This is a genomic window from Gimesia fumaroli, from assembly GCF_007754425.1.
In the GTDB taxonomy this organism is placed as follows: domain Bacteria; phylum Planctomycetota; class Planctomycetia; order Planctomycetales; family Planctomycetaceae; genus Gimesia; species Gimesia fumaroli.
The window spans coordinates 2,974,046-2,999,512 of sequence record NZ_CP037452.1 but is presented as its reverse complement, the minus strand read 5'-3'; the positions used below and the strand labels follow the sequence as shown (position 1 = coordinate 2,999,512).

The 25,467-nt window shown below is 50.5% G+C and carries 15 protein-coding genes and 1 tRNA gene; 8 read left to right on the top strand and 8 right to left on the bottom strand.

Going from position 1 to position 25,467, the window contains the following annotated elements:
* Positions 1-170: 170 nt before the first annotated feature.
* Entirely contained in the window at positions 171-776 is a 606-nt protein-coding gene (locus Enr17x_RS11445) for an HAD family hydrolase (protein ID WP_232101025.1), read from the bottom strand.
* Positions 777-1,092: 316 nt separating this feature from the next.
* Between Enr17x_RS11445 and Enr17x_RS11440 the strand changes: the two genes are divergently transcribed.
* Positions 1,093-1,590 (top strand): acetolactate synthase, encoded by a 498-nt coding sequence (locus Enr17x_RS11440; RefSeq protein WP_145308785.1) that lies wholly within the window; start codon positions 1,093-1,095, stop codon positions 1,588-1,590.
* Between the two features lie 12 nt (positions 1,591-1,602).
* Here the strand turns inward: Enr17x_RS11440 and Enr17x_RS11435 are convergent, their stop codons facing one another.
* Positions 1,603-2,640 carry a Gfo/Idh/MocA family protein gene (locus Enr17x_RS11435; protein WP_232101024.1) on the bottom strand — a complete coding sequence of 346 codons (1,038 nt, stop codon included), beginning with the start codon at positions 2,638-2,640 and terminating at the stop codon, positions 1,603-1,605.
* A 171-nt stretch (positions 2,641-2,811) separates the two neighbouring features.
* On the opposite strand from Enr17x_RS11435, the gene Enr17x_RS11430 reads away from it, so the two are divergent.
* Both Enr17x_RS11430 and Enr17x_RS11425 read left to right on the top strand, forming a co-directional pair.
* Positions 2,812-3,795: a zinc-dependent alcohol dehydrogenase gene (locus Enr17x_RS11430; protein WP_232101023.1), complete on the top strand. Its 984-nt coding sequence runs from the start codon at positions 2,812-2,814 to the stop codon at positions 3,793-3,795.
* Between the two features lie 80 nt (positions 3,796-3,875).
* Positions 3,876-5,231 carry an arylsulfatase gene (locus Enr17x_RS11425; RefSeq protein WP_198001104.1) on the top strand — a complete coding sequence of 452 codons (1,356 nt, stop codon included), beginning with the start codon at positions 3,876-3,878 and terminating at the stop codon, positions 5,229-5,231.
* Between the two features lie 14 nt (positions 5,232-5,245).
* Here Enr17x_RS11425 and Enr17x_RS11420 read toward each other — a convergent pair whose 3' ends face one another.
* Both Enr17x_RS11420 and Enr17x_RS11415 read right to left on the bottom strand, forming a co-directional pair.
* Positions 5,246-6,745, bottom strand: coding sequence for a DUF1501 domain-containing protein (locus tag Enr17x_RS11420; protein WP_390622538.1), 1,500 nt, complete (start codon positions 6,743-6,745; stop codon positions 5,246-5,248).
* A 57-nt stretch (positions 6,746-6,802) separates the two neighbouring features.
* Positions 6,803-9,289, bottom strand: a complete 2,487-nt coding sequence (locus tag Enr17x_RS11415) for a PSD1 and planctomycete cytochrome C domain-containing protein (protein WP_145308783.1) — start codon at positions 9,287-9,289, stop codon at positions 6,803-6,805.
* 311 nt (positions 9,290-9,600) lie between these two features.
* Between Enr17x_RS11415 and Enr17x_RS11410 the strand changes: the two genes are divergently transcribed.
* On the top strand, positions 9,601-14,283 hold the full coding sequence (locus Enr17x_RS11410; protein ID WP_145308781.1) for an outer membrane protein assembly factor BamB family protein: 4,683 nt from the start codon (positions 9,601-9,603) through the stop codon (positions 14,281-14,283).
* A 63-nt stretch (positions 14,284-14,346) separates the two neighbouring features.
* Positions 14,347-14,417, top strand: a tRNA-Gly gene (locus tag Enr17x_RS11405).
* 41 nt (positions 14,418-14,458) lie between these two features.
* On the opposite strand, the gene Enr17x_RS11400 is transcribed toward Enr17x_RS11405, so the two are convergent.
* The 4 genes from Enr17x_RS11400 to purD all read right to left on the bottom strand — a co-directional run bounded on the left by Enr17x_RS11400 (position 14,459) and on the right by purD (position 19,888).
* Positions 14,459-15,997 carry an FAD-dependent oxidoreductase gene (locus Enr17x_RS11400; protein WP_145308779.1) on the bottom strand — a complete coding sequence of 513 codons (1,539 nt, stop codon included), beginning with the start codon at positions 15,995-15,997 and terminating at the stop codon, positions 14,459-14,461.
* Between the two features lie 55 nt (positions 15,998-16,052).
* On the bottom strand, positions 16,053-17,720 hold the full coding sequence (locus Enr17x_RS11395; RefSeq protein ID WP_198001103.1) for a glycine--tRNA ligase: 1,668 nt from the start codon (positions 17,718-17,720) through the stop codon (positions 16,053-16,055).
* Between the two features lie 77 nt (positions 17,721-17,797).
* On the bottom strand, positions 17,798-18,559 hold the full coding sequence (locus Enr17x_RS11390) for a 2-phosphosulfolactate phosphatase (RefSeq protein WP_145308777.1): 762 nt from the start codon (positions 18,557-18,559) through the stop codon (positions 17,798-17,800).
* A 48-nt stretch (positions 18,560-18,607) separates the two neighbouring features.
* A complete protein-coding gene (gene purD, locus Enr17x_RS11385; protein WP_390622551.1) occupies positions 18,608-19,888 on the bottom strand; it encodes a phosphoribosylamine--glycine ligase in 1,281 nt (426 codons plus the stop codon).
* A gap of 477 nt (positions 19,889-20,365) precedes the next feature.
* Between purD and Enr17x_RS11380 the strand changes: the two genes are divergently transcribed.
* The 3 genes from Enr17x_RS11380 to Enr17x_RS11370 all read left to right on the top strand — a co-directional run bounded on the left by Enr17x_RS11380 (position 20,366) and on the right by Enr17x_RS11370 (position 25,423).
* A complete protein-coding gene (locus Enr17x_RS11380) occupies positions 20,366-21,379 on the top strand; it encodes an aspartate-semialdehyde dehydrogenase (RefSeq protein WP_145308773.1) in 1,014 nt (337 codons plus the stop codon).
* A gap of 106 nt (positions 21,380-21,485) precedes the next feature.
* Positions 21,486-22,757, top strand: a complete 1,272-nt coding sequence (gene lysA / locus Enr17x_RS11375; protein ID WP_145308771.1) for a diaminopimelate decarboxylase — start codon at positions 21,486-21,488, stop codon at positions 22,755-22,757.
* A gap of 422 nt (positions 22,758-23,179) precedes the next feature.
* The gene (locus tag Enr17x_RS11370) at positions 23,180-25,423 is read left to right on the top strand and encodes a HEAT repeat domain-containing protein (protein WP_145308769.1); all 2,244 of its coding nucleotides are present in this window, start codon (positions 23,180-23,182) and stop codon (positions 25,421-25,423) included.
* Positions 25,424-25,467 lie beyond the last annotated feature (44 nt).

Genomic DNA, 25,467 nt, shown 5'->3' with positions numbered 1-25,467 from the left:
CATCTCAAAAGATTCAGTCATATTCCCGCAAACAATGTTCCAAAGGTGTTCACTACGAACCCAGGCAAATACAACAACGGACAGTCTGGATAAGGGATCTGATCAAAGTGTAAAGCACCGCGTTTGAGTCCAGATACAGAGAGGCGGAATGCTGTGGACGTAAAGCCGCCTTAAATGTGAATCCCACGCCCAGCTAATTGCGCTATCAATGATTCCGTATCTGTAAAGACTTCCCCCTGAATGCCCCGCTTTTGCGCCTCGCGGACATAATCCGGAATATCGTCTGTATAAAATGCCTCTGCGGGCGCACACTGAATTTTTTGCAGAGCAGATTCAAAAATCGCAGGCTCCGGTTTGATCGCACCCGCTGCATAAGACGTCACATGATCATCAAATCGTTGTAATACGTCATATCGGTTCCAGATAAACTCAAAGTGTGACACGCAGGTATTTGATAGCAGAACCAGACGAAACCCACTCGCCTTTAAGGAATCTAAAACAGGCAGGATGGACGAATTCAGTTCAAAAATATCAGAGCCGGCCAGCGCCAAAGCTTCGAAATCAACGGATTGACCGACGGCTCCTTCAAACCACTGGTGAAATTCGGCGGGGGTCAGCTGACCTCGTTCATATTCCCACTGTTTGCCGGATTCGATCAGCAGGGATCTGATTTCAGACTCGGTACGATCACAAAGCTGCCCCATCTGTTCACACATTTTCTCGTGTGAAAAAAAAGCCAGAACATTGCCCATATCAAACAGAAATGTGCGAATCAAAACACAGCTCCCGGAAAAACACCAATATTCTCATCATGACCAGCTCAAGTTGTATGCGACGTAGGCCAGTCATACAAGTAACTTAGCGTTCCCTCTCTTGAGCAAAACCCCTCAATCGCAATTAAATGGCTGACTCGGCCCCTGGAACATCCACCTCTTATTGACGATTAGTATAGTTTTTCTTAAATTGCCTGTAGACAAGAACTTGATAAAAGCCAATGATGGCTTGATTCTTGCCAAACATCTCACACAGGTCTGTTTGATGCTGCTGTGTCATCTGACAATCTGGTTGTGATCACTTCGTGGAGAGAAAAAGATGGATTTTGATGGTCAGTCATCCTACCCGACAGGTGAGCCAGGCAAAGAGTGGCCCTGCCTGCGCCAATTCTGTGTTTTTATGGAAAACCGGGTCGGTTATCTTCATCAACTACTCAAACTGCTGGAAAAGTTTGATCTCAGAATTATCGCCCTCAGTACCGTTGACTCGGTAGATGTGGCTATGAGCCGCATCGTTCTCGACAATTACGAGAGAGCACGCGAACTTTTTGAATTATCAGAATATACGTTTTTCGAAAAAGATCTGATTGGCGTGGAACTGCCTGACGACACGCAACCTTATATGCGGATTTGTCTTTCGCTGCTACAGGCAGAAGTAAATATCGACTACACTTATCCGCTGCTTTATCGCAGACATGGTCGAGGTGCGATTGCCTTATGTGTTGACGATATTGATCTGGGAATCAAAACCCTGACCGAGCAGGGACATCGCATCATTACAGAAAAAGATCTCAAAGACGACGACGAATATATTTAACCACAATTTCGGTTAAGCTTGTGAGATCTTCTGAGCTCTGCCTGATTTTGCGGCCTCGTAAAACGCATAAATCGTGCGAATAATTCGCAAACTCTCTCGGCTCGTTAGTAGCGGATCACCGTTTCCGGCAGCGGCCTGCACGGCTTTGCGAACCGCCGGCGTGTACCCACGAGGCTCAACCGGTTTTTCAAATCGAAATTTCTTTCCGTTATGATTCAGCGTCCATTCCAGATGACGCTTCTCAAATGGAACCATTTCCAACCAGCCTTTGCTGCCCCAGATTTTGATCAGGGACTGGTATCCCCGATTCATAAAATAACCAGCGGTCAATGTTCCTAAAAAACCGGCTTCATATCGAAAAGACAAGGCGGCAGCATCTTCCACGCTAATCGGCTGATCGCCGACTAATGCGGTAAACCCGGAAACATCGGTGATCGAAGATTCGGTTATATACATCGACAGATCCAGCCAGTGGATGCCTAACCACGACAGAAATCCTCCTCCCGCATGATCTTTCTGTGCATACCAGCTTTTGTGATACGCAGGATTCGTCAACCGGGTCTGGTCGGCCAGCAGAGTCATTTCCACGCCGTAGATCTTTCCCAGCGTTCCGGCATGGATCAATGACTTCGCAAACTGGATTTCCGGATTCGTTCGATTGGCAAGGGACAGCGATAAATCCAAATGCTTGCTCTCAGCCTTTTGAACTAAAGGCTCAAATTGCTCTACACTCAAACAAGCAGGCTTTTCCGACAACACATGGCAGCCGTGCTCCAAAGCCAGATTGATCGCTTGTGGCGCCTGTCGGGCTTCCATCGTAATCAAAGCCAGGTCAGGATGCTCATTTTGAAGTAACACGTCAGGCTTGTCATAGACTTCACTCAGCTTGGAGCCGAGTTCCCGCCGGGCCAGTTCCAGCTGCTGGTGACTGGGGTCTGAGAGAAACACTTCCTTAACGGCGTCGATTTCCTTCAGTGCAGAGAAGTAGGCACTTAAATGCGCTCCCGTCTCATTTGTCAGCACAGCAACAGAAATTTGTTTCTTCATCATGAATCTCCTCTTGCCATTTCGATCTTTGCCGAATCGGACTTGCGTCGTTACATTGCATTTCAAGTTCTTTTGTATATTTTATATACTATATCCAATCGAATTCATTCCCACCAGAATCTTCTTTGTTTCTGGAGCAGGGGAGCACTCTCTCTTCATATCAGGACCAGTTCGTTGTTAACAAGCCATCTTGTCGCGCCAGGAAAAATTGAACTTATTGACGTCCCCGAACCCGAGCTCGCACCGGCTTCAAGCCGGGAGCCAGGCTCTGGACAAATCATCTTCCAGCCGGAAACAACCTGCCTGTGTGGCTCTGACCTGCCCTACTTCAATGGCACAGATGAATGGGAAATTGAAATCGGTCACTCCTTACACGAAATGATCGGAACCGTCACCGCAACGAATGGACAGCGCTGGAAAGCAGGGGACCGGGTTCTCGCCGTTCCCGTCATGCAGCAGGGACTCAGCGAACGTTTTGTGCTGGACGAATTCCGCACGATTCCCATCGCCACCAACATCCCGGAAGAACACGCTTTGATGGCACAACCTCTGGGAACGGCGCTGTTCGCTCTCAAGAAACTGCCCAATCTGCTGGATAAAACAGTGGCCGTCGTCGGGCAGGGGCCGATGGGACAATTAATGAATGCCGCGCTCAGCAATATGGGCGCGCGTCAGATTGTCGGCATCGACCTGCTGGAATCCCGCCTGCAGGTCAGTCCCCGCATGGGGGCAACCGCGACGATCTGCAATCAGAACACAGATCCCGTTACCGCACTGCGGGAAATCCTGAACGGAGAACTGCCCGACATCGTGATCGAGGCCGTCGGCCACGCCGATCAACAGCTCAATCTTTGTATCGATCTCTGCCGCGAAGCTGGCAACATTCTCGTGTTCGGCGTCCCCCCTGAAACCATCGATCAGGTCCGTTGGCGCGACCTGCTCTTTAAAAACATCACCGTCAACACCAGCATCAATCCCGATTTCAAACGCGATTTCCCGCTCGCCATGCAATGGCTCTCCGAAGGACGCATCGATGTGACTCCCATTATTACACATCGTTTTCCCCTGGCAGAAATTCAGCAGGTATTTGAACTGTTTCGCGATCGCAAAGACGGCGTGATTAAAGTCATTGTTGAATTTCCCTCTCTGGGTCGTTAAAGATAGAGAGCGCCCCGGTGCAAAAAACGGGGCACAGACACTCCCCGATTTTCGCATCCCGATCAAAACAGAGGTTATTGATGAACTCCTTAGACTGCTCAATTCGCACTCTGGTCCGCTGCATTGCCTGCCTGTTCTTCAGCGTCATGTTGCTCAATCAGAGCCAGGCGGCAGAGCCTCCCAATATCATCTACGTCATGGCGGACGATCTGGGTTATGGTGATCTCGGCTGCTTTGGACAGACCGTCATCAAAACTCCCAACATCGATCAGTTGGCCAAACAGGGAATGCGATTCACAAATCACTATGCCGGTCATACGGTCTGTCGTCCTTCCCGGCTGGTTCTGTTAACGGGCCAGCATACCGGACATACTCCGATCAGCCAGAATGAACAATATTATTTCCCGGAAGATGCCACCACCGTTACGTCACTCTTAAAGGAAGCCGGCTACGCGACCGGTGGAGTCGGCAAATGGGCATTGGGCCCCCCAGAATCAACGGGCGTTCCCAGCAAGCAGGGCTTTGATTTCTGGTTCGGTTATCTGGACCAGGGAAACGCGCACAACTTTTATCCGGAATTTCTGTGGAGCAACGAACAGGAAATTTCGCTGCCGGGCAATAAAGTCGGACCACAGAAACGCGTCTCCATCGAGCGTGAAACCTATTCGCACGATCTGCTCACTCAGGAAGCGTTCAACTTCATCAAACACAACGCCAAGAATCGTTTCTTCCTCCAGGCACATTACACGATCCCGCATGCGAACAATGAAGGGGGCCGGGCGACCGGCGACGGAATGGAAGTACCCGAATACGGCGAATACGCAGATCGCGAATGGCCCACGCCCGAAAAAGGCTTCGCCGCCATGATCACCCGTCTCGATCGCGACCTGGGACAAATGGTCAAACTCTTAAAAGAATTGAACCTCGAACACAAGACGATCATCTTTTTCACATCAGATAATGGCCCGCACCAGGAAGGCATGCATCAGGTCGATTTTTTCAATTCCAACGGCCCACTGCGCGGCTATAAGCGGGATCTCTATGAAGGCGGCATTCGCGTTCCCCTGATCGTGAAATGGCCCGGCAAAGTTCAAGCGGGCTCTACTTCCGATCACATCAGCGCCTTCTGGGATTTTCTGCCAACGGCCTGTGAACTGGCGGGCATCAAGGCGCCACAAAACATCGATGGAGTTTCCTACCTGCCCACGCTACTGGGGCAACCGCAGACGGCTCACGAAACACTATTCTGGAAGTACCGCGGGAAAGTCGCCCTGCGGTCCGGGAAATGGAAAGCAGTCCAGACCGGTCCGCAAAAACCATTCGAGCTGTATAATCTCGATACCGATATTGGAGAGCAAAACAATATTGCCAATCAACATCCTGAAATCGTAGCGCAGATGAAACAGAAAATCGCCGACAGTCAATCAGCCGACTAATTGGTTTTCGAAGCTTAAATAATTTCGTGGATCGGCTCGGTATGCTCGACGCCCACCAGCTTTTGATCCAGTCCACCATAGAAGTAAGACAAACGATTCGGATCCATTCCCATCTGATTCAGAATGGTGGCGTGCAATCGCTTCACATGGAACGGTTTTTCGACCGCCGCTGCGCCCAACTCGTCGGTCGCCCCCACTGAAGTTCCGCCTTTCACTCCACCACCGGCGGTCCACATCGTAAAGCCGTACGAATTGTGGTCGCGGCCCGTTCCCTTGGCGTATTCCGCCGTCGGCTGCCGACCAAATTCACCGCCCCAGACGACCATCGTTTCATCAAATAAGCCACGTGCTTTGAGATCCTTAATCAACGCGGCAATCGGCTGGTCAGTATTCCCGGCGTGGTAACTATGATTTTTAAACAGATCCCCGTGAGCATCCCAGTTGGCATCATTATGGTTTCCGCCGGAATACAACTGAATAAACCGCACGCCGCGCTCAACCAGTCGACGGGCCAACAGACAACGTCTGCCAAAATCAGCCGTACGAGGGTTATTCAGCCCGTATAACTCCTGCGTCTGTTTCGTTTCTGACGCCAGGTCGGCTGCTTCGGGTGCATGCTTCTGCATTTTAAACGCCAGTTCGTAGCTGGCGATCCGCGCCGCCAGCTCCGAGTTGCCGGCTCGCGTGGCCTGATGCTTCTCGTTGGCTGCTTTTAATGCATCCAGTAACTCACGCTGTACCGCTTTGCTCATCCCTTCTGGTCGACGTAAATCAATCAGAGGCGCGCCCTCCGAGCGCATGGTGGTTCCCTGATACGTCGCCGGCATAAATCCACTCGACCAGTTCTTGGCCCCGCTGATCGGCCCCCCCGTCGGATCGAGCATCACCACATAACCGGGCAGATTTTCATTCTCGGTTCCCAGACCATAATTGAGCCACGACCCCAGACTGGGAAAGCCGCTCAAAATGCGTCCCGAATTCATCATCAGCATCGCCGAACCATGAATGGGAGAATCGGCGGTCATTGATTTCAAAAATGCAAGATCATCCGCACACGTCGCCAGATGCGGGAACAGGTCCGAAACCCATTGACCCGATTGACCATACTGCTTGAACTTCCATTTCGGGCCGACAACGCGACCCTCGTTCTTTTCGCCACCGCGGCCTTTCGTTTTGACCGGAATCGTTTTGCCGTCCAAATCATACAGTTTCGGCTTGTAGTCGAAGGTATCAACGTGACTCGGCCCACCATACATAAACAGAAAAATGACGCTCTTGGCTTTCGGCTTGAAATGGGGATCTTTGGGTGCCAGGGGATTCTGGAACTGGCTGACCCCATCGGCGGCAACGGCTTGCGAATTGAGAAAACCGTCCTGCGACATCATGCCCGTCAATGCCACCGAAGCAAATCCTCCACCGGCTTCCCACAGAAACTCACGTCGAGTACGACGACAGAACTGTGCATGTCCGGCTGATTTGCCTGCTTGATGATTGGTTGTCTGCTCCATAGCCATAACTGGTCCTCTTCAATTTCCAGGCGCCATCGCCAAGACTCATTCTTTCCAAAGTCGCTAATCCAGATAAACGAATTCGTTGCGGTTCAAAATCGTCAAGCAGAAATAGTTCAAAGCCTGTTTTTCGTCGAGTGAATGTTGTTTGATTAAAGTATCAATCAAACGCACTCCATCGGTCACTTCTCCTGTCTGTGCTTCGCGTCCATAGGCTAACCGAATCGCCCGGGCAACAAACTCAGGATGCGCTGTCCCTGTTTCTTCAATGATGCGGTCAGCAAACAATTCTGCCTGACGATTCACAAAAGCCCCATTCACCATGCCCAGGGCCTGCGCGGGTTGTGTGGTTACAAATCGGACGGCACACGTACTGTCCGTATCGGCAAAGTCAAAATTAGAGAGCAGGGGAGTAATCAATGAACGTTTCACAAAAATATAAATACTGCGCCGTGCCCGTTCTTCTTCCGAAGAATTCAACCAGCCATGCCCCGGTTTGGATTGCCCCTGAAGGACTTCTTTGGAAATCTCCGGATAAAACCCGGGACCATACATTTTCAGATTCAAACGGCCATTCACTGCCAGGATCGAATCACGCACTTCCTCCGCACTGAGACGCCGCATATTAAACCGCCAGAACAGATCGTTCGCCGGGTCAATCGCTGCTGCTTGATCGGAATACTGTGCAGACATCTGATACGCATTCGACATCATAATCAACTTATGAAGTGTCTTGAACGACTGGCCACTCTTGACAAACTCCAGCGCCAGCCAGTCCAGTAGCTCCGGATGGGTAGGAGGCACGCCTAACTGGCCGAAGTTATTCGGAGATTGAACAATGCCGCGACCAAAATGATGCTGCCAGACCCGGTTCACAATCACGCGCGAAGTCAGCATGTTATCTCCGCTGGCGATCCATTCTGCCAGAGCACGTCGTCTGCCTGACGTCGGTTGATCTTTGCGAGGTTCGGGGACCTGCAGTTTGGTCTTACCAAACAGTTCCGGAAAACCGGGTTCCACTTTCTCGCCACGTGAATTCGGATTTCCACGCAACAAGACAAACGTTTCACGCGGCTCTTTTAAACTGTGTCTGACACTCAACGCCATTTTTCGCGGAGGCAGTTTTTTCCTCTGTGCTTCCAGCTCCTTCATCTCACGTTTCAAACCCTGATAGGTTTGAAACTGTTCCGGCTCCAGATGCTGTTTCAGTTTCTCTTTGAGCAACTTCCCGCGCTCGCGTGTTTCGGATCGCCTCTGATCCACGCCCGACATCTTTTTGATCCCGGTCTCTTCGATCTGATGCATTTTCTGCTTCAGCTCATTTTGTTGTGCATCATATTTCGCATATTGAGCGGAAATCTCAGGGCCTGTGATATCAGTCTGGTTATTAGAGAGTTGATCACCACGGGTTCCATAAGAATTCAATCCATGAAAGAATGCCAGAAAACGATAGTAATCCTCATGGGGAACCGGATCGATCTTATGCTCGTGGCAGCGGGCACAATTCAAGGTGAGCCCTAAAAAGACCTGACTCGTCGTGGAAACAATATCATCCAGTTCGTTATAGAAGCCCAGTAACGGATCAGCGGGTTCATCATCCCAGAGCCCCAGTCGATAATAGCCGGTGGCAATAATGGTTTCATTGGTCACCTGATCCAGTTCGTCACCCGCCAGCTGTTCTTTGATAAACTGATTGTAAGGCTTATCTTCATTGAACGAGCGGATCACATAATCTCGAAAACGCCAGGCGTTGGGTTTCACGCCATCTCGTTCGAAACTGTTGGTATCGGCATAACGGACCAGGTCCAGCCAATGACGCGCCCAGCGCTCTCCATAACGGGGAGACGCCAACAGACGGTCAACCAGTTTCTCGTAGGCATCTGGTGCAGGATCATTCACAAATTGATCGACTTCTTCGGGTGCCGGAGGCAAGCCGGTCAGATTGAAATAAGCCCGACGAATCAACGTCACCCGGTCGGCTGACGGAGCGGGGGAGAGCCCTTTTTCTTCCAGCTTCGCCAGAATAAACGCATCGATCGGGGTTTTGACCCACTTGCTGTTTTTGGTTTGTGGTGGTGTAACTTTCTGAGGCGGCTGGAATGCCCAGTGTTTTTTCCATTCTGCGCCCTGCTGAATCCAATTCTGCAGCAGGTCGATCTGTTCCCTGGAAAGACGTTCTCCCTCGGGTGGCATCTGCAGACCATCGTCTTTGGTCGTGATCCGCGCGATCAGCTCACTTTTCTCAGGATGCCGAGGCACAATTGCGGTCGCTTCTGACTCCAACTGCTGAAAGGCCTGTTCGCTCTGATCCAGCCGCAATCCGCCCTCCTGTACATCAGGACCATGACACGAATAGCAATGCTTGGCCAATAAAGGCTGAATCTGCTGCGTGAAATCAACAACCGGTTCTGCATGCTTCTCGACAGTTACCTTGTTGTTATTTTCGGCAAATCCAAGAGCAGAGATACCCAGAACGATCGCCAGCCCCACACCATAAGAGAGCCGCTGCTGGAATTTCCCTTGGATTCTGAAGGAACTGATCCGTGCCATTATGGGGTAGCCCTTTGAAATGTACATTCATCGACTTATTATTTAAACGGCGTAAACTTAATCGCAAATATAATCGACCCAGCCGCTTTTGTCTATTCTCAATTTCAGCGTAGAGGAATATCATTCAACATTGTAACCCCTAAGTGATTCTCTGTCACACTCTTTCTGTTTTCTGCTCGCTCCAGGTTGGTTTTCTGTTTCAAAAGTAATCTGTCTGTTGAGTGACTGATTATGCTACAATCAACGCAGTCTCTATTCACAGACGCGCTTAAAGACTGGCATCTCTTTCTGACCTGAGGAGAATCTGTAGGATGAATCGATTGTTTCCTCCATTCTCAGTACGATATTTTCTGAGTAATGTTTATGCCAGAATTCTCTTTTTCGCTGGTATTCTATTTATTTACCCGTGTGCCCTCCTGCTGTCTGAAAATGAACCCGCGCCGAATCAACTGATCGCGTTCCTGGATCCGCCAGCCGAGAAAGATGTTCCTGACCAGAGTGAACCTGCCGAAGAAGTTTCAGAAGACCGTGATGCACTAATTCATCGCATCTATCGAAATCGAAGCCTGAGAACCCAGTTTGAACGGGCGCAGGCAAGGTTCCACAATCGCGAATTCACGGAAGGTGCCTTGCAGTTAGAAAAACTGCTGGACCATCAGGAAGATTATTTCTTCTGGCCTGATGACCTGAAACGCCCCTTGAATTTCAGACAAGAAACACGCAAACTGTTTTCGACGGCGACACCACGCACGCTAGCCGACTACGAGCGCATATCCGGTCCGCAGGCCAATTGGCTTCTGGAACAAGCCCGAGAAAAAAATGATCTCCGCATGTATGAGCTGCTGGCACTGCAGTTTTTTCCTCTGCAGGCTGGCTTTGAAGCATTGAATTATCTGGCCGCCCATTACATGGAGCAGGGTAATTTCGAATTTGCCGCTCGTTATTGGGATCTGCTGATCAACAGTCGCATCCATCAGGCACGGATGCAACCCGTTCATTTTCTCAAGGCAGCTGTCGCCTATCAGCAATCCGGTCAGCATGAAAAACTAGCGCAAATTCTGGAAGTCCGGGGAGAAACCATCGTCACCTGGCGCGGCAATCAAAGCAGTCTGGAGCTCGCCATGCAGGCTTTGGATGCCCCTTTGAAAAACGCCACCATTCAGCAGAAATTGGAATGGCCTGTCTCGCAGGGAAATGCACAACGAAACCAGTCCACTCATGCCAGCTTACCCTATCTCAATCCCCGCTGGAGCCATCCCATCGGTCGCACTCAACAGGCGCGTCCACTCACGTCACTGATTCACTGGGAAAGCAAGCGTAACCTTGAAAACCTCTCCACGGCAGTTGCCAATATGCCCATCGCTGTCGGAGACCTCGTCATCTATCGTGACTTTGAAGGGGTCCGCGCCGTTGAATTGGAATCAGGCGAGACATCCTGGATCTTCCAAAGTGAAGGGAGCCTGAGCAATTTAATCAATCAGCTGGAAAAACGCACTCCCTCCCATTCCGCGTACTCACAAAACTTGCCGCTGGAGAAATTCTACAATTACAGCTCGATCTATGGCTCACTTTCCAGTAACGGGCAGTTCGTCTTTGCCATTGACTATCTACCAAATCCCGTACCACCCACCCAATTAAACCTGGGACTGCGTCGTACCCGTTCCTATTTTCCACTGGTTTCCCAAAAAGGAAACCGTCTGGTCGCACTGCCGCTGAAACAGAACAGCGCTTCTTCAAATCAGAATTCCACGACAGCACCATCTACTTTCCCCCCAGGAACCTCACTTAGAGCACAGCCCGCCTGGAGCCTGGAGGGCTACTATTTTCTGGGAGCGCCACTACCTGTGGGCGGATTTCTTTATGCCATCGCCGAGCATAACAGTCAGATTTCTCTGCTGTGTCTCAATTCGCATGATGGAACCATCCACTGGAAACAAGGCATCGTATATGTCAATCAGCCAATTCAATCGGATCGAACCCGTTCCTATCAGCAATGCCCTCTTGCCAGCAGCCAGGGAATCATTGTCTGTCCGACTCAGATCGATACACTGGTCGCCGTTGATGCAACAAATGGAGACTTACTCTGGAACTATTATTACGGCGAAGGAGACCAATACCGCAGGATTTCACAAAAGCGCTATATCAGACCTGTTTCATTCGGCCACCCCGGCCTGACCAGCGCGCCTGTGATCGATCAGAATCGCATCTTCTATCTCCCCAATGGTTCGCCTTATATTCATTGTATTGACTTGAAGACCGGCGCAGCGCTTTGGAATGAAGTCAACCGGGAAGATGGAGAGTACATCGCGGCTGTGGTTGACGAGACTGTACTGGTGGTTGGCTCTGACTATTGTCGCGGCCGCCATATTAAAGACGGTCGAGAACTCTGGCATCTGCAATCGGGAACGATTTCAGGAAAAGGATTCTTAGCTGAAGAAAATTATCTGCTGCCAATCAAATCGGGCAGCGTGCTCAGCATTCATATTCCAACAGGAAAAGAAGCCGGCTTCACACTCAATAAAACGACTCAGATCTCGGAGATCCTGAATCGGGAATTCAAACATAAACTGCGAAAGGGAGCCAGCTATGCATTCCAGACTGCCGCGGCTGTCGACCCCAAACTGACGGAACGATTCCCACAACGCGACTGGTATCCCGGAAATCTGATCGCACATCAGGGACAAATCATCTCACTGGGTCTCTGGCAGATCGATTCGTTCTCTCAGGCAGAAGCGATGCGTTCCAGCCTCGCCACAACCAGAAATCAACCCCTCAATTCTGCACAGGCCCAGAGCGATCAACTCTTGAAAGCGGAGTTGGATCTGGCACTCGGGAACTTAACCAGTGCCCAGCTAAAACTCGAAGCACTGCTCGCAGTCAAATCAACGGAGTCAATTCAAAAACGTTCCGAATCCCTGCTGCGGGAACTGCTTTATGCAGAACTGAATCATACCGACCAGAATGAATACGACTTGCTGGCGAAACTGGAAGCCCTCGCGACTACGCCTCTGGAACGCGGTCGATTTCTGTCCCGCAAGTCAAAATACCTGCTGCAACAGGAAGACTATCAGGCGTTGATGGAAGTGGCAGAAGAATTCCAGAAGATCGAAGTCAATCAACCTCTGGCAATGGCCGGTGATACCAATCATCTGGTGACGGTCAAAAGCCTCATCTCCGGCTTGATGGAAAAAGTCACCACGAAAGCGAACAGAGAGGAACGAGAAACCGTCGATGCGATGATTTCACTCGATCAGCAGGCGGCACTGAAAGAGGGGTCGATTACAGCTCTCGAATCCTTCCTGGATACATATGGCAGTTGGGCCCAGGCAATTCCCGTTCGCAGTGTTCTGGCAGAAAAACTGATTCAACGCGGGCAAAATCAAAAGGCCGAATTCCTGCTACTGGAAAACCGCGCAAATCCAGATCCTGAAATCGCAGCAACGGCAACATGTCAGCTACTGGAATTATGGGAGTCTGCTGGCCTGCCGCACGAGGCAGCAACTTTACTCAGAGAACTCGACGAAAAGTTCGCAGATGCTGCGCTCGCTTCGGGCATGACAGGCGCTGACTATGTCAAACAATTCAATCGAGGTTCAGAAGTCTGGTCCATCTTTCAAACGATGCAACCCATCGACCGCGAAATTTCTCACATCTCGATCAAACAGAAATATTCGGGAATGCCTGCTCCTGAAACCAGAAAACCTTACAGAAGCTATGAACGCAAGTTTCTGCCACCACTCGAGGTTTCTCAACTCCTGCTGAAAAAAGGACCGATCCTCACTGTGGTCAACAAACACGCAGGACAAAACATTGGGAAGATTAACGTCTCCGACAGCATTTCCTATCCCTACCATTCACAGACTTCACGCGTCGGTCATTTCATACCGCTCGGCAGCAAACGCAAAATTCATGGCATTTCACTCCTGGAATTGCAAGATGAAATTTCAGACCCACTCTGGAATGCAGAATTTAGTGATTTGAACAATTCCCAGTCTCTGTTTTATGTCGGCCCCTCAGGCCCCCGAGTCTGTATTTTTCAGTGGGACAATCGATTGTTCGGCTTAAATCCGGCAACCGGAAAAGTGTTATGGGAGCGCAAAAATATCCCATCCAAATCCGGGTACCTCAGTGATTCAAGCAAAGGACTCATCGGCGATCAAAAAGCGGTTGTCGCATTCAACATCAATCGTACCGACTATGAGGTCTACAGCTCCATCACCGGTGAATTGATTCGCAAAGGCGAACTGGATTTAAACAGTCGCGCCCGGCATGCGTTCGGGCGAAAATTGTTCTACCAGACAACATCCACCACCGAGAAACGCGTCCGCTTGTGGGATCCGCTATCGGACCGGTTCCTGCTGGATGAACCCATCTCAAACTCGGGCTTGTCAACCCAGATTTCTCCGACAGAACTTGCAATCCTGCTGCCTCCCAACAGACTGCGCGTCCTGAATGTGGAAACAGGAGAAACGCTTGTCGAATCCACGGTCCCTGACCATTTGCTCAAAAACCTGAGTAAGTTCATCGGCTTTTCGGATCAGAATCGATACTACTTTAACTTTTCTTATACATCGCCTCGTCGACGCTCACCACACAATGACTTTTACGTCAGCGACTCCTTCCTGAACGTGGTGCATGTCGACAATAATTTAATCGCCATTGAAAAGCAGTCGGGAAATATACTCTGGAATCGCAACCTGCCAAAACGATCCTGGGTCAATACATCAGAATATCAACTTCCCTTCCTGATTTTCATGAGTAAAATCCGTACCGAATCCAAAGTCAGAAGTTACTCATTCCTGTTTGAAGTTCTTGATGCAAAAACAGGAAATACCATTGGCTTCAAAGACAACGTCATGAAAGACACCATTCTGCAAATGCAGATCGACCCTCGGTTCAATAAGATCCTGTTCCAGGGAATGAATAGTGCCGTCGAAATCGATTTTACCGATCGTGCGAAATCGCTGGAAAAAATCCTGGATGCACCACTCTAAGTCGGCGGTCAAATTACTTGACCTGAACCTGTCAGAGGTTTAGCCTGTCTATAACAGCATTCAGCGGCTGTCGTATAATGGTATTACCCCAGCTTCCCAAGCTGGTGACGAGGGTTCGATTCCCTTCAGCCGCTCTTTGAGAATGGTTGTGTTAAATACACGACTCTGCTTCTCTTTAGCTCTTTACCTGCTGTGTTTTCTCAGCCCGAATCTGATCCAGCTGCTTCGAGACTTCAGAGAAGGGGACTTCGTGCGGCAGTTTTCCGGTAGATGCAGCAACCGCAGATGCCACGCCGGCGGCTTCTCCCATCGCCACTGCATTTCCGGTGACCCGGTAACTGCTATGTGCAATGAAATCACCACTGATACAACGCCCGGCCATCATCAGCCCCGTCACATCCCGGGCAATCAAGGCCCGCAGAGGAATATCGTAAGGCTTCGATTTGAACGGTTTCTTCTCAATCGCCTTCGTCTTGCCAGGATTCGTTGAATGCACGTCGATTCCAAATCGGACATGGCAAATCGCATCATCAAAACGAGCCCCCTTCTTTAAATCCTCGGCCGTCACATGATAGCGCCCCAAAATCCGTCGGCCTTCCCGCGTCCCGATCTGTTCGGCAGTCGCGATAATCTCCAGATTCGTCCAGGGATCACCTAATGTTTTCAGGCTGTTAACCAGCTTGTGAACTTCACGCCTTGCCTGCAGCGTCGCATCTGTTACATGCGCTGCATCAATAGAGAGAGTCCCATACTCATGATTGGCCATCATGGCAAACAGCCCATCTCGAACACGAAAGATTGTAGGGCCACCATAAGAAGGATCGACGCCCGCACGTTGAAATTCGGCTAGCAGATTCTTTTTCGGATTCCCCAGTTTGCGAGGCTCAGCATCGCCGCGAACGAATGGGGCAATGCCGTCCGTTGTCACTCCTGTGAGTAAAACCATCAGACTCATCGGCTGCGTCAAACCGGTTCCCGGCTGACCAAATTCATAGCCGCAACCAGCCTGCGCCGCCAGATCGCCATCGCCGGAACAGTCAATAAACGACTTGGCCCGCCAAGCCTGACGTCCTGACTTCGATTCGGTCACGATCACAGACAAACGGTTATTGATATCCGTCACCGCTCCAACCACACGTGTATGCAGTTGAATTTTGACTCCCGCTTCCAGCAGCATATCTTCCAAAAGCAGTTTGGTTTTTTCGGTATCATACGCGACAGAGCCATTCGACAGTGTATTGCTGGCACCGCGTTCATCAAGCTTTCGCAGAATCTCACGCATAATGCCCGGCTTATTCTGTGCATCGATAATCAGAGTCAACGCACCAGCCGTCCAGACGCCGCCCACACAGCCATTGACTTCAAGCAATCTAGTCTTGGCACCACTCCGGGCGGAAGCCAGTGCCGCCGCGAAACCCGCTGGGCCGCCGCCACAGACAATGACTTCATCTTCTTCGACAATCGGAATATTTCGGGCTGCTTCATGGAAGACTTTGCCGTCCGGCGAAACCCAGCCACTGGTTCGCGTATGCTGCGCGGTTGAATTCCAGACCGATTGACCGCCCCCATCTAGAATCAGGGTATTGGAAGGCCGCGTGATACCATCGACGACGGGTTCTTTTGCAGACGCCGTATTCGCACCAGCTACAAATGCAGCCGTACTGCCTGCCAGATATTTTCCGAAAACGCGACGGTCCATTTTATCGTTGGCCATGAGCGGCTCCCTTTATTTCAGCTGATACCTCAGATTAGAGGGCGAATCAATTTACTTATCCATGAATCCGTTTTTGAATCTCGGCAACAACATCGCCGACAGGGATACGGACTTGTTCCAGTGTATCTCGATCACGCAATGTCACACAATTATCCTGTTCGGTGTCTCCGTCTACAGTCAGGCAGAACGGAGTCCCGATCTCGTCCTGTCGACGATAACGGCGACCGATGGCTCCCTGTTGATCATACACGGCCTGAATACCTGCTGCACGCAGTTTTCCGTAAATTGAGGAAGCCACTTCCGGCATTCCTGCTTTTTTGATCAAGGGGAAGACGGCGGCTTTCACAGGCGCCAGCTTGGGATGGAACCGCATCACCGTCCGTGTCTGCATCTTGCCTTTTTCATCAGGCTGTTCGTCTTCGTAATACGCTTCACAGAGAAACGCCAGCGTCGCCCGGTCTGCACCGGCAGCCGGCTCGATGACGTGAGGCACAAATCGTTCGCGCGTCTGATCATCAAAGTAAGTCAGATCTTTTCCGCTCCCTTTGTACTTAGGCTGCCCGTGTTCGTTCTTTTCGACCACGAGCTGATCGCCTTCGCGAATCAGTTTTCCTTCCATATGTGACCGTAAGTCGAAATCGCCACGATGCGCAATTCCTTCGAGTTCCCCGTACTCATTTTCTTCCATAAAAGGGAACGCATACTCCACATCGGCCGTTCCCACCGAATAGTGAGCTAGTTCTTCCGGTGTATGGTCGCGCAGAATCAGGTTGCCTGGGTCAATCCCGTGTTTGATATACCAGGCATACCGACGGTCGCGCCAGTACTTGTACCATTCGAACGATTCATCCGGATGACAGAAAAATTCCATCTCCATCTGTTCGAATTCACGTGAACGGAAGATATAATTCCGGGGCGTAATTTCATTGCGGAAACTTTTTCCAATCTGGGCGATCCCAAACGGAAACTTCACGCGTCCGCTGTCGACGACATTCTTGAAGTTCACAAACATCCCCTGTGCGGTTTCCGGACGCAGAAATGCCGTCCCTTCTTCGCCCGACAAGGCACCAATGATTGTCTTGAACATCAGGTTGAATTCACGTGGCTCCGTCAGTTCCCCCCCAGTTTCAGGACAACGAGGCTCCAGCTTTCCTGTCGCGGGAATCTCAGCAGCAACCAGCATCTTGCTGTAATCCATCAGATTACAGACGCGAATCTCCGGTGTTTCGCTGGGGGTGAGGCCTTGCGTTTTCTCATATTCTGCCAGTGCCTTTTCCAGACGTTTGCGTTTTGTTTTGGAAAGACCTTCTTCTCCGATATCCGCCATGTACGTTTCACAGGCAACCGGAGTGCTGTCCGAAGCATACGCGACAGCGACAGACACATGGTCCACGCGAAAACGGGCCTTCGATTCTTTGGAGTCGACCATAAAATCATGGAACAGATCAAAATGCCCGGAACTTTTCCAGACGCTGGGATGCATGATAATTGTCGTTTCTACGCCGGTCATGGAGAACGGCTTGGGCGCGCCTTCCGGTGTGATCAGCTCATTATGCGTGGTAATCATGTCAGACCACCAGACTTCCCGGACGTTTCGTTTCAGTTCGACTCCAAGAGGACCATAATCCCAGAACCCCTGAAGTCCGCCATAGATTTCGGATGACTGAAAAATGAACCCACGCCGTTTACACAACGCAACGATTTTCTCCATCTCTTTTTTCATTGAACTGGTCTTTCAATCTTGTCTTTCAAAGACACTCTAAAACATGAATTGATTTCAATTGGTGAATAAATTTGGTTTCAGGCACCTGTCGTTAACGTGATCGTCCCCGACTGATGATGATACTCTGGTACCCCGGGAATCAGGCCGCGCTCGGAACATAATCGAATATCGTCTTCAAAGCCACGTCGAATCAGATTCCGACCGCCCAGACTGGCACGGATCCCCTTCAACACACCCTCTTCGTGCTGGATTTGAGATCGATAATGGTCGATCACAATCCGGGTCGAATCATCCAGAACCAGTTCCTGATCGGTCTGATTCTGCAATTCGGTCGCAATCGCACCGGCACATAAACAATCTTCCCCCGTCACACTTCCATCTGTTCCTGCACACACCAGATAAACGACTCCCTCCGATTTTTTCAGTTCGTTTACCACCGCATCCAGACAGAGAAACGAGCCGATTAAAATCCGCCGCGCCTGTAAAGCATGCTTCAGAGCCCGTGTTCCATTGCTGGTCGTAAAGACTATCTGCTTTCCCGCTACCGTTTCCGCTGGATAGCGGGCAGGGGAGTTATCCAGGTCGAACCCTTCAATCATGACTCCCATCCGCTCTCCGCCCAGCAGTACTTCTTCGCCGCTCGCCTGTTTGAGTTCATCAGCAATCTGTTGCGCTTCCTCAATTTCCTCACAGGGAATCACAGCTGTCGCACCTGAGTTCAAAGCATAGCTGATTGTGGAAGAGGCACGCAAAATATCCAGAATCACAGCCACACTCCCTGAATAGTCTTCAGGTTCTGACAGTAGCGGCAGTAAGCAGGTTCGAATCTCTGTAGGCATGGCTCTCTTTACGCAGGCGTTGACTCAAATGTGAAGTGAAAACAGGGCTCAACGAGCCTTATCCGAAATATCTTTCCGACACCAGGCACCATCCCAGCGAATGCATTTCACCGCCTGATAGGCTTTGAGTTTCGCATCGCTGATGGAATCTCCAATCGCCGTCACTCCCAGTACCCGGCCACCATCGGTGACGACTTCACCGTCCTTGGACGTGGTTCCTGCGTGAAAGACTTTGGTATCCGCCAATTCAGCAGCTTCACCCAGACCACGAATCACTCTGCCTTTTTCATAGTCCCCCGGATAACCTTCCGATGCCATCACCACACAGACAGCAGGGCGTTCGTCCCATTCCAAAGACTCCATTTCATCCAGGCGTTCTTCCGCAGCCGCCAGTAACAACTGTGCCAGATCGGTCTTGAGTCGCATCAACACGGGCTGCGCTTCCGGATCACCAAAACGCACGTTGAATTCCAGTACTTTCGGCCCCTGATTGGTAATCATCAGGCCGGCATACAGTACTCCGTTGAACGGTCGATCTTCGATTTTCATCACATTGACCATTGGAACCAGAATCTTTTCGATGATCTCATCCATCAGAGCATCCGTAACCAGGGGAGCAGGGCTGTAAGCGCCCATGCCGCCGGTATTCGGTCCTTTGTCACCGTCATAGGCTGCTTTATGATCCTGTGATGTTTCCAGGGGAATAATCGTGGATCCACTGACGATTGCCAGAATACTGACTTCCTGACCAATCAGCTTTTCCTCAATAATCACCGTCTTCCCGGCGTCACCGAACTCTTTGATTTTCATCAGAGACTTGATGCCATCAAGGGCTTCCTGTTTCGTATCACAGATCAAAACCCCTTTTCCCGCTGCCAGACCGTCGGCTTTGATCACCAGAGGCTGTTCTTCACGCTCTTCCAGATAGGCTTCTGCCGCTTCGAAATTGGAAAACGTTTCTGACTTGGCGGTGGGTACATTGGCTTTCCACATCATCTGCTTAGCAAACGATTTGCTGCCTTCCAACTCGGCGGCAGCCTTGGAAGGACCGAATACGGCAATTCCCGCTTCCCGCATTGCATCAGCCATACCAGCGACGAGAGGAACTTCGGGACCGATCACAGCCAGCCGAATCGATTCTTCTTTCGCAAATGCCACCATCTTGGGAATATCGGAAACTCTGATGGCGACATTAGTCGCTTCTGACTGCGTTCCCGCATTGCCGGGTGCACAAAATACCTGACTGACACTATCCGACTGGGTCAGTTTCCAGACCAGAGCATGCTCGCGCCCCCCCTGACCAATCACTAAAACTTTCATCGTTTCTATTACCTGTTCGCTTTTCAACTTCTAAAAAAATCAGGGGATTCCACTTTGTAAGAACGGTCCTTACCGTCTGCTCTGGAGTATATCAGCACTGTTTTGCCCCTAGTAGCATCGCTCCCCGAAATTTGCATTTTGATACTAAAAAGCCGGATTTTATGACTTTGATCGGAGATCCAACGGCCTGATTCTCGACTAAAGGTTCTTCAGAAAGCAACTGGTACCCCAAAGCTTTTCCTGACCGATTGGACGAATTCAACTTCAAACCATATAATCAGAGATTCGATCAGCTGAGATACATGCGACAGGGGATTCAGAATCACACCTCTTGAACCCCCTGAGTTGAATGGCTGTCGTACCAAATGGGATCATGCTATAACGTCTGGTTCATCAATGAAAGTTATCGTAAGATTTCTTGTCGTAATTGACTTAAAGTTAATCTATTAAAAGACTTTTATCCTTTTAGTTCTCTGGAGATTTAAAGTGTTTGATACTGTCGCCATTATTGGTGCCACGGGTGCCGTTGGGCACATCATGCGGAAACTGTTGGAAGACCGAAACTTCCAGGCAAAACAATTTCGATTTCTGGCCTCAGCCCGATCCGCTGGTAAAACACTGGAATTCCAGGGAAAAACGTACACCCTTGAAGAATTGACCAAAGATTCATTCGAAGGCGTTGAGCTCGTCATCGCCTCCACTCCCGATGATGTCGCCGCGGAATTCTTACCCTCAGCCGTCGAAGCAGGAGCCATTGTCATTGATGAATCCGGCTACTGGCGAATGAAACCGGATGTGGCCCTCGTCATTCCTGAAATCAATCCGGAAGCAGCACTCGAAGCAAAAGGCATCATCGCCAGCCCGAACTGTTCCACAACCCAGATGGTCATGGCCCTCAAGCCTCTGTATGATGCCTCTCCCGTGAAACGCGTGATCGTCAGTACTTACCAGGCCACCAGCGGAGCAGGGGTCGCCGGCACCAGCGATTTACTGGAAGGCTCCAAGGCATATCTCGAAGGAAAAGAGCATGATTATCAGGTCTTTCCTCATCCAATCGCCTTCAACGCCATTCCTCAAATCGGCAGTGAAAAAGAAGACGGCTACACCAGTGAAGAAATGAAAATGGTCTACGAAACCCGGAAAATTCTGGGAGATGAAACTATTCAGATCAATCCGACCTGTGTCCGAATTCCGGTCGCGAACTGTCACAGTGAAACAATTACCGTCGAGACAGAACGCCCGATTTCACCTGAAGAAGCACGTGGGCTATTCGAAAACTTCCCGGGAATCACCGTCGTGGATGACCTGAAAAACCTCTCGTATCCGCTCCCTTCAAGTTCAGATGGCAGCGATGAAGTCTACATCGGTCGTATCCGCCGTGATATTTCCTGCCCGAATGGACTCAGCTTCTGGTGTGTCAGCGATAATCTCCGTAAAGGCGCTGCTACGAATGCCGTCCAGATCGCAGAACTGCTGGCGAAACACAAAGCCTGTACCTAAGACTCTGGAACGCTCTTGCTTCTATCAAAACAGGAGCGTTCCTCGTTCGGCTTCTTTCTGATCTTCAGCGCAAATTGTTTCAAGTTAATACCGTAAAGGCTCCCCGATGAATACGTTTCATTACCAAAATGGCGAACTGTTCTGCGAAGACGTTCCGGTCTCCCAGCTGGCAGAAGAATTTGGCACTCCGCTTTGGATTTACTCAAAATCCGCCTTTCTGAGCCGTCTGAAAGAAATTCAAGATGCCTTTGCCGAAGTCGATCCGGTCATCTGTTATTCCGTGAAAGCCAACGGAAATTTGAGCATTCTCAAGACCATGAACGATGCCGGCAGCAGTTTTGATGTCGTTTCCGGGGGAGAACTGTTTCGCGTCCAGCAGGCAGGCGCTGATACCTCACGCGTTGTGTTCGCCGGTGTCGGAAAAACCGATGACGAAATCCGTCAGGCCTTGAAAGCAGACATTCTCATGTTCGATGTCGAAAGCGAAGCCGAACTCGACGCGATCGCTGCGATCGCCGAAGAAGTCGGCTGCGTCGGCCGGGTCGCACTGCGTCTGAACCCGGACATCGACGCGAAAACACACCACAAGACAACGACCGGAAAAAAAGGCAACAAGTTCGGTATGGACATCGAACGCGCCACCGAACTGGCAGACAAAGTCCTCAAAGACGATCGGCTGGAACTCACCGGAATCCACATGCACCTCGGTTCTCCGATTCTCTCCACCGATCCGTATGCCAAAGCCGTCAAGAAGGGGGCTGAAGTCATCACCCAACTACGGGAAAAAGGGCACAATACGAACTGGCTCAATCTCGGGGGAGGCTTTGGAATCAGCTATAAAACCGATGAAGGCCCTTCTGCGCAGACTTATGCTGATGTGATCGTCCCCACGATCAAAGAAATCGGCTGTCGCCTGGCACTGGAGCCCGGCCGCTTCATCGCAGGAAATGCGGGTGTTCTCATCAGCCAGATCGTCTTCACCAAACGGGAAGGGGGGAAGCTGTTCTATATTCAGGATGGTGGCATGACCGACCTGGTTCGCCCTGCGATGTACGATTCGTATCATCGCGTCTGGCCCGTCAAACCGGCTGTCCCCATGCCCTTTGACTGTGAAGGGGAAATTGAAGGCTGTGAACCCGCTGATGTGGTTGGCCCGGTCTGTGAATCCTGTGACTATTTCGCAAAAGACCGCTATTTGCCCCCGATGGAACGAGGCGATCATCTCTGTATGTTTAGCGCCGGTGCTTACGGCTCTGTCATGAGCAGTAACTACAATGCCCGTCCTCGCAGCGCTGAGATCCTCGTCGATGGCAGCAATTACCAAGTCATTCGCCGCCGGGAAACCTACGAAGAGCTGATCGCACTCGAACAGCCATAACGTTGCCTCTCAGAAAAAGCCCCTGCTGAATGCTATGTTCAGAAGGCCAGTAAACTGCGGTCTGGTTATAACAGTTATCAGGTTCTTGCGAGCTTTAATGTGTTGAGAGCAGGAAAGATACAGCCATCCGCTTCCTTCGATTGAACCGTTATCGCCGTTAGAAACGATGATAATTGATACAGAAACTTCCGCGGAGAATATGTCCATTAGGACACCTTAGATCTTATTTCTGAAAAGACTTGAAACGAACAATTGAATTATGTTGTTTTGGGCAAGGTGATAAGAATAGTATATTACAACTGTTTCTATCCATTTCATTGAGAGATCTTCTATCTGTCAGTCAGACCTGAGCTGAGTTGGGAATGTGACCGGATAGACCCAAATGAATAAGCCGACAACCAAGACGACACGGAGTCGACTGAATGTCTTTTAACAACCGGATCCTGGCAGGTTTCACTCTGGTATTTTTCCTTGCCGTGAGCATGCCAATCTGCGCCTGGTCACAAAAAAACACGCCTCCGACGACTCAGGGATCGACTTCACTCGGCAACCTCTCCGCCGATGATTTACTGCTCTCCAAACCGGAGACCCCGGAACAACTGATGCGGGCCATCGTCCAGCTCACCGACCTCGGCCAGGCAACGTCAGCCAAACCGTATCTCGACGAGCTCATTAAAGCCGACATTGATGATGAAACCCTGCTCAAACTTAGAGACAAATATGGCCCGGCGTCCTTCCTGACATTAGCAAACAATAAAGCACTGCAGCCCGAGTCCGTCACACTGCTGAAAAAAATGGAAGCCGCATTTCGTGCTTACGCGACTGATCCTGCCCGCATCGATGGATTGATCAACGATCTTTCGGGGAACGCCACCAAACGCACCATTGCTATCATCGAATTGAAATCGGCTGGCGCCATTGTTGCCCCTACGATCTTGAAACGATTGAGCAAAAGCGAAGACCCCACCACAAACGACGAGCTGGCATTTGCACTCTCTCAGTTGGGTGCTCCGGTCGTTCAGCCTTTAATTGCCGCACTCCGTGCCCCCAGCGAAAACATCCGCAAAATTGCCGCAGAAGTCCTCGGCGAGATTGGTGATCCTGCAGCAACCCTCTATCTCTGGAACCCGGCATTTTCTCAAAGTCAGCCACAAAGCATACAACTAGCGGCCCGCCAGGCACTGGCAAAAATTCTGAAGAAGGATCCTAAGAATCTGTTCGAGCTCAATCGTCATGAAGCACAAATGGTACTGAAAAACGCAGCTCTCCGATTTTACAAAACATACGATGATGAATCGGGCAAACAGAACATCTGGACCTGGGATGCGGCACAACAGACGGTTGTGGAAAAAGAACTGCCCGCTCAGGAAATCAATTTGATTGAAGGCCTGCGACTTTCAAAAGAAGCACTGGAAATGTCGCCCGACAAACAGGATGTCCAGACACTCTATCTAGCGATGGCACTGGCACTCGAGTCTTATCATGTCGGCTGGAACCATCCTCTGCCGGAAGGTCCAGGCACGACCTTTAATCTGGCTTTGCTGTCAGGACCTTCTGCTGTCAGCCGGGTACTCGCTTTAGCGATGAAACAGGGACACACTCCCAGCGCCTTGGCCGCACTCAAAGCATTGGGGCAAATTGGTTCGCGTGCTTTGCTCTACGAACAACTTGATAAGCACTCATCCATTATCGCTGCTTTGAATTACCCCGATCGACGGGTTCAGTTCGCCGCAGCAACCGCAATCATGCAGCTCGATCCTGCAAAACCATTCCCCGGTGCCACACGCGTTATTGCCATCCTGACCCGGGCACTGGAAGGCGAAGGAGCACAATCGGCAATCGTCGTCGATTCCAGTATTCCACGCGGACAATCGATGGCGGGAGTGTTTCATGAATTGGGATATGAGACCCAGCCCTACCAGACCGGCAAAGCAGGATTCAAAGCCGCAATCGAGCGGATGGATATCGAGTTCATTGCACTGGAATACAATATTTCACGCTGGGGACTCTCGCAAACCATCGCCAACCTACGGGCCGATTCCCGTACCGCAAATATTCCGATCATTGTTTATGGTCCACTCCGACTGAAGAATAAAATCGAATACTCAACCCGGCGTTATCCCCTGGTCAGCTATGTCATCGAATCTCAAAACTCGACTGATATCGGCACTCAGGTGAAACCGTTCCTCAAAAATTTAAAAACTCCCGAGCTCACAGGCGAACTGCGTTCGGAATATCGTGCGGCGGCACTCTACTGGTTGTCTCACATTGCTTCCAGCCAGCGGACCAACATTTATGATCTGACTCCGACAGAGAAACCATTACTGCAACTGATACCGGAACGTGCATTAGCATCCAACGCGCTGATCACCCTCGGAGGCATTCCCACTCGCTCCGCACAAGCTGACCTCGTCAAAGTCATCACAAACAAAACCATGGAAGCCGACATCAAAGAAATCGCCGCGCTGCAACTGGCATTTCATATCCAGAAATTCGGGCTGCTGGTCGATTCCACACAGGTCGCGGAAATCAGACAGGCATACCAGGACGCCAAAGACGCCAAACTCAATACCGCTCTGGCATCGGTAATGGGAACCTTAATGCCCGACAACAAAGTTGTTGGTGAACGACTGCAGAAATTCCAGCCTGCAACATCGCTGCCCTGATTTTTGATTCTGAAAATCAATAAAAAAACTCCGAAGATTTATGA

Excerpts from the sequence above, each read along its gene's own strand:
- Enr17x_RS11435 (WP_232101024.1), bottom strand. The coding sequence starts at position 2,640 with ATGATGAAGAAACAAATTTCTGTTGCTGTGCTGACAAATGAGACGGGA.
- Enr17x_RS11370 (WP_145308769.1), top strand. The coding sequence starts at position 23,180 with ATGTCTTTTAACAACCGGATCCTGGCAGGTTTCACTCTGGTATTTTTC.
- Enr17x_RS11420 (WP_390622538.1), bottom strand. The coding sequence starts at position 6,745 with ATGGCTATGGAGCAGACAACCAATCATCAAGCAGGCAAATCAGCCGGA.
- Enr17x_RS11425 (WP_198001104.1), top strand. The coding sequence starts at position 3,876 with ATGAACTCCTTAGACTGCTCAATTCGCACTCTGGTCCGCTGCATTGCC.
- Enr17x_RS11400 (WP_145308779.1), bottom strand. The coding sequence starts at position 15,997 with ATGGCCAACGATAAAATGGACCGTCGCGTTTTCGGAAAATATCTGGCA.
- Enr17x_RS11440 (WP_145308785.1), top strand. The coding sequence starts at position 1,093 with ATGGATTTTGATGGTCAGTCATCCTACCCGACAGGTGAGCCAGGCAAA.
- Enr17x_RS11390 (WP_145308777.1), bottom strand. The coding sequence starts at position 18,559 with ATGCCTACAGAGATTCGAACCTGCTTACTGCCGCTACTGTCAGAACCT.
- Enr17x_RS11395 (WP_198001103.1), bottom strand. The coding sequence starts at position 17,720 with ATGAAAAAAGAGATGGAGAAAATCGTTGCGTTGTGTAAACGGCGTGGG.
- Enr17x_RS11415 (WP_145308783.1), bottom strand. The coding sequence starts at position 9,289 with ATGGCACGGATCAGTTCCTTCAGAATCCAAGGGAAATTCCAGCAGCGG.
- lysA (WP_145308771.1), top strand. The coding sequence starts at position 21,486 with ATGAATACGTTTCATTACCAAAATGGCGAACTGTTCTGCGAAGACGTT.
- Enr17x_RS11410 (WP_145308781.1), top strand. The coding sequence starts at position 9,601 with ATGAATCGATTGTTTCCTCCATTCTCAGTACGATATTTTCTGAGTAAT.